The organism is Maribacter huludaoensis, assembly GCF_029350945.1.
Classification (GTDB): domain Bacteria; phylum Bacteroidota; class Bacteroidia; order Flavobacteriales; family Flavobacteriaceae; genus Maribacter; species Maribacter huludaoensis.
The window spans coordinates 1-4,361 of sequence record NZ_JARKMS010000013.1; the positions used below are offsets into that span (position 1 = coordinate 1).

Consider the following 4,361-nt stretch of genomic DNA (forward strand, 5'->3'; position numbering starts at 1 on the left):
TAGAAACCCTAGTGACAATGACAGGTTCGATTTGGAAACATCGATACCAAGACTCTGTTTTAAACGCTTTTCCATTTCTTCGGTTTTTAAGCTATAATTCCCTTTATCATCCTTGCTCGCATTTGATTCGGTCTCTATCCAAAGGACCTAGGTACTGTCCGGATTCCAAGAAAATTATAGAAGGGCGGGATTTCTATGAAACGATATCACCCTAAAGTGTATCTAGCCGAGACCTCTCTGTCCCTTCTATTTTAGCTGTTGTTAATATCCAAGCTACTACTTTTATAAAAGTAGTAGCTTAAGAAGATTTGTCAATCTATGAAACGATATCAAGGAACTTGTATCTAGCTCAACCTCTTAATCTCTCTCCTTATTTATATAATTAATAGTATATTCAAACTGAAAATCAAACATACGAGCCAAACCGTTGCCATTAATAGCTCGAAAAATTATTTAAAGCGAAAATTAATCGTAAAAAAGAGGTGCCGTTTTGAATAATATTACGCAGATGGACTTTACTCAAACACTATCTTGTACTTAGCTTTTTATAAGTCCAATTTTACCGTTTTCAACTTCAAGTAATTCCCAAGTATATTCAAATTCACCACCGTAGGAATAAACATCTATAGTTTGCTTTTCGCTGTCATACTCATATTTTCCCCAATGGTCAATTCTTTTGGTAATATAATTTCCGCATCGACTTGGTGTATTTAGATTTCTTGAGTAAACCCGATATACACCACTTTCTCTAAAATCCATTATTATTGAACCATTGCCAGTATCACATCTACTGTAAATATTCAAATCTTTGTTTTCGTTTGGAATTAAAGATTTTGTCCAACAACCAATGATATCAAGATATTTTATTTCCTCTTCCTGAGCAGAAACAGAAAGGCTAAAAACAACAAGAAAGAATACGATTATTTGTCTCATGAAAACTCATAATTCAAAAATTATACCAAGTTAAGTGCAACTGTTATGTTGGTGGACTTTTTAGCTTGATTATGTTTATGGATTTACGTGCTACAAAGGTTCCAATCTGCGGAATCGTTGCGCAATCGAAATTGAATCGGTTTCTAATCGTTTTCTAAGCTGCGTAAAGAGCCTGTGCTTACTGTTATGTTTCACTACTAATGGCAACAAAACCTATAAATAATGCGGGCTAAGTTGTTTAACCGAATGGTTTGCGTATTTTTAGAATGTCGCAAAATCTTTGGGATTTTGCTTAGGACAAAAAATAAATCAAAACAAAAAGCTTTTGCTAAGCGTTGTGGCGGAATGGGAATTGCTTCTCTGCTCCCGCACTACTCATAGCTCGGGCGTTGGCATTCATTATGAAAATCGAGTAAAGCAAATGGCAAGAATGGTTGAAATAAATATTCATAGGTAATTAAAATATGGAAAGTTCAAAAAAAATTAGAGCTCCAAAATATTTAAGAATTATTAATTTAATTGGCGCTCTAATATTTGGATTATTCATGTTAACAGACGGAATTCAACATCTTGGAATGTACTTCTTAATTGCTATATATTTTTGGATTTACATTTTGTTCCTATTTATGGAAATTAGATTAATTATTTTGAACAATAAAAATGTATTTAAACATCTAAGCTCTAATTTAATTGTATCTATAGGTTTTATCTTTCCCATTTTCTCTTTTATATTGTTTATGTTCCTCTGGGATAAATAAAATAACGAATGCCAACACAACCTATAAACAATACGGGCTTTGGGCTTAGTCGCAAGGTTTACGTATTTTTATGATGTCCGCAAAATCTTTGGGATTTTGCTCTGGACAGGAAAAAATAAATCAAAACAAAAAGATTTCGCTATGTGCGTGGCGGAAAGCAAACGCCAGTTTGCTCCCGTACTGTTTATAGCTAAACCGTTAGGTGCAATACAAAAAAACGAATAAACTATGAACCCAGAAGATTATATTAAATGGATTCAATTAATAATTAATGCTTTTGCTCTTGGAGCAGCAGGTTGGATTTATAGAGCATATATTCTGAATTTAAAAGCGAGTATTTCAGCAAAAGATGAGCAAGTTAAAATAGTTGAAAAAAATCTTAATCTTTGGAAAGACCGAGTATCAGAATTGGAGAGAAAAACGCCTGAATTTATGGAAAATGCTTTAAATCAAAGAATAAAAATTCGAGAAGATGAAATCGAAAGGTTGAGTTCTGATAAAGATTATCACGAAGATGAGCATTCACGAAAAAGTGCGGAATTAGAAATTCTTAAATCCGAGTTAGAAAAAGCTAAAGAAATGCAAACTTCGTTGTCTTTTGTTGGAGAAGATTTCGAAGAATACCTTTTTGAACGTGATGGCAAAATGGAAGTAGAAAAAGCTGGTTATGTTAATGTTGCAAGTGGACAATTATTAATAACTGACCCAATATTTATTGACGAAGATTGGCAAAAAGAAAAATTTGAAGATTTAAGAATATATAAAGATATAGAAACACAACACATATATCAATATCAAAAAGACTTCAATAACTATGAAAATATAATTACTGGATTTGATAAAACTGTAAATCAATTAGTAGAATCTAAGAGATTTGTTCCAGTAAAAATAGAAAGAGATTTAAATTATTCTTTTGCAGGTTCTTGCTATGCAACTATGAACGAAAATGGTTATGGAGAACTTCAATACTCAAAAGGAGGAGACTGCGCAGGAGTATCTTTAAATACAGCATTTGGAGATGGAATATTTCCTGTCTACATTGAAAAATATGATGGAAGAAATATTAGAGCGTATATAAATCTAATATAAGTACTGCACCTAACACCGTATAAAATTAATTGCTAGTGCGGGCATACTTACGAAAATCCTCCCGGATTTTCTATTCGGTTTGTATTTGCTAAATTGGGTATTCAAAACACGCAACTAATCTTATACAAACACGTTGTGGTTAATTTTAAAAAAAATAAAAAATGGGACTGAGTATAGATTTAGTTATCTCCAGAGAAAATTATTCTGGTAACATGGAAGATTTGTTGCACGAAATGAATTTTGAGATTTTAGAAAAAACAGGTTCAATAGATTTATTTTCTAAAAATATTGAAGAAGACGAAATTGGAATTGCGATTCAAGATGGACACATCTTAATAAAACATTATGAAATTCCTACATATTTTATTCATGGTGGATATTCAAGAAAAAATTATAGTCATCCTTTGGATAGATTCTGGAATAATACAGAAAGAATGTTATCTCTCACTCTAATAAGTTCGATTAATGGGTTTGGTTATTCACTCTTTTCTAAATTTTCTAACGAAAACAGAGAACATCGACATTTAATGGGGAATTATGAAGGACTTGCTTTTGAAGGTGATTATGGAGAGTTACAAGATGAAGAAGTTTTATTAAAAACAATAAATGAGAATGGTAAAATCCCTTACAACGGAAAAGAATATGAAATTCACGAAATAGGTACAGAACTGACTGAAGATGTATTATTTAACTTTTATGGAAAAGACATTTTCGATGAATCCATAACTTTTCAAAAATTTAAAGTTAAATACTATGATAGAAAAGTTGACTTACCCGTCAGAAAAGAACTTGAAAATAAAATACCTACAACTGATAATTCTAAAAATGAATCTGATAATGTTGAGAAATTAATTCAAGCAGAAAAAAAATTGTCTTTTTGGCAAAAATTAATGAATAGATTAAATAACTAACCACAACAATGTATAAAAAACATAGGGCTTCAATGTTAACTCTAAAGCTATGTGTCTATTTACAAAGTCCGCCAAATATAAAATTTGACGTTAACAGTAAGATAGATAAAAGCAAAATATTTATATTTAGCTAAGTAATAAACCGAAACGAAGTGCTTGTCACGTGCCCTACGTTTCTTATACTAAACGTTAGCGGCAATAAGCTATTAATAAATTAGAGCAGCTACGGGGCTTTCCCATTTTTTACTTTTTACTCTATATTTTCTTATCAGTTCGTAAGTAGTAACGTTTATCTGAAAAGCAAAAAAATCTACGGTTCTTGAATTTTAAGTAAGTCAAATTCTTGTGGCTCGGGCTAAAAAAAAGCAGCTTTCGGGGTATTTCCTTTTGCCGCCAGCACGCAATCTCTACGCAATCGTTATGCGGACGGATCTATGGCTCGTCATGCTTTGTTTAGGTTTCTTAAGTTGACCAAACTGTGTTTATGTCCGCCAATGAATGTCGTCGGACTGAAAAAGCGGCAAAACTACGGGTATTGTCCGTTTGGCTTGCGCATGGGGGTTTGGTCTGCGCCGCTTAATACCGCTAACAATACCTATAAGTAATGCGTGGCTTGGGGTTTTATAAAATGGTTTGGCTATATTTATAAGGTCGCTAAATCTGTTGGATT

The 4,361-nt window shown here is 32.4% G+C and carries 4 protein-coding genes; 3 read left to right on the top strand and 1 reads right to left on the bottom strand.

The genetic code is table 11. The features are described from left to right. Positions 1 to 537 precede the first annotated feature (537 nt). Positions 538 to 933 carry a hypothetical protein gene (locus PXC01_RS18315; protein WP_276473716.1) on the bottom strand — a complete coding sequence of 132 codons (396 nt, stop codon included), beginning with the start codon at positions 931 to 933 and terminating at the stop codon, positions 538 to 540. Between the two features lie 797 nt (positions 934 to 1,730). On the opposite strand from PXC01_RS18315, the gene PXC01_RS18320 reads away from it, so the two are divergent. The 3 genes from PXC01_RS18320 (at position 1,731) to PXC01_RS18330 (ending at position 3,691) form a co-directional block, all read left to right on the top strand. Continuing rightward, the gene (locus PXC01_RS18320; protein WP_276473717.1) at positions 1,731 to 1,916 is read left to right on the top strand and encodes a hypothetical protein; all 186 of its coding nucleotides are present in this window, start codon (positions 1,731 to 1,733) and stop codon (positions 1,914 to 1,916) included. Between the two features lie 3 nt (positions 1,917 to 1,919). Then, positions 1,920 to 2,780 (top strand): hypothetical protein, encoded by an 861-nt coding sequence (locus PXC01_RS18325; protein ID WP_276473718.1) that lies wholly within the window; start codon positions 1,920 to 1,922, stop codon positions 2,778 to 2,780. A gap of 161 nt (positions 2,781 to 2,941) precedes the next feature. Next, complete coding sequence (locus tag PXC01_RS18330) at positions 2,942 to 3,691, top strand: hypothetical protein (protein ID WP_276473719.1); 750 nt, start codon at positions 2,942 to 2,944, stop codon at positions 3,689 to 3,691. The last annotated feature ends 670 nt before the right edge of the window (positions 3,692 to 4,361 follow it).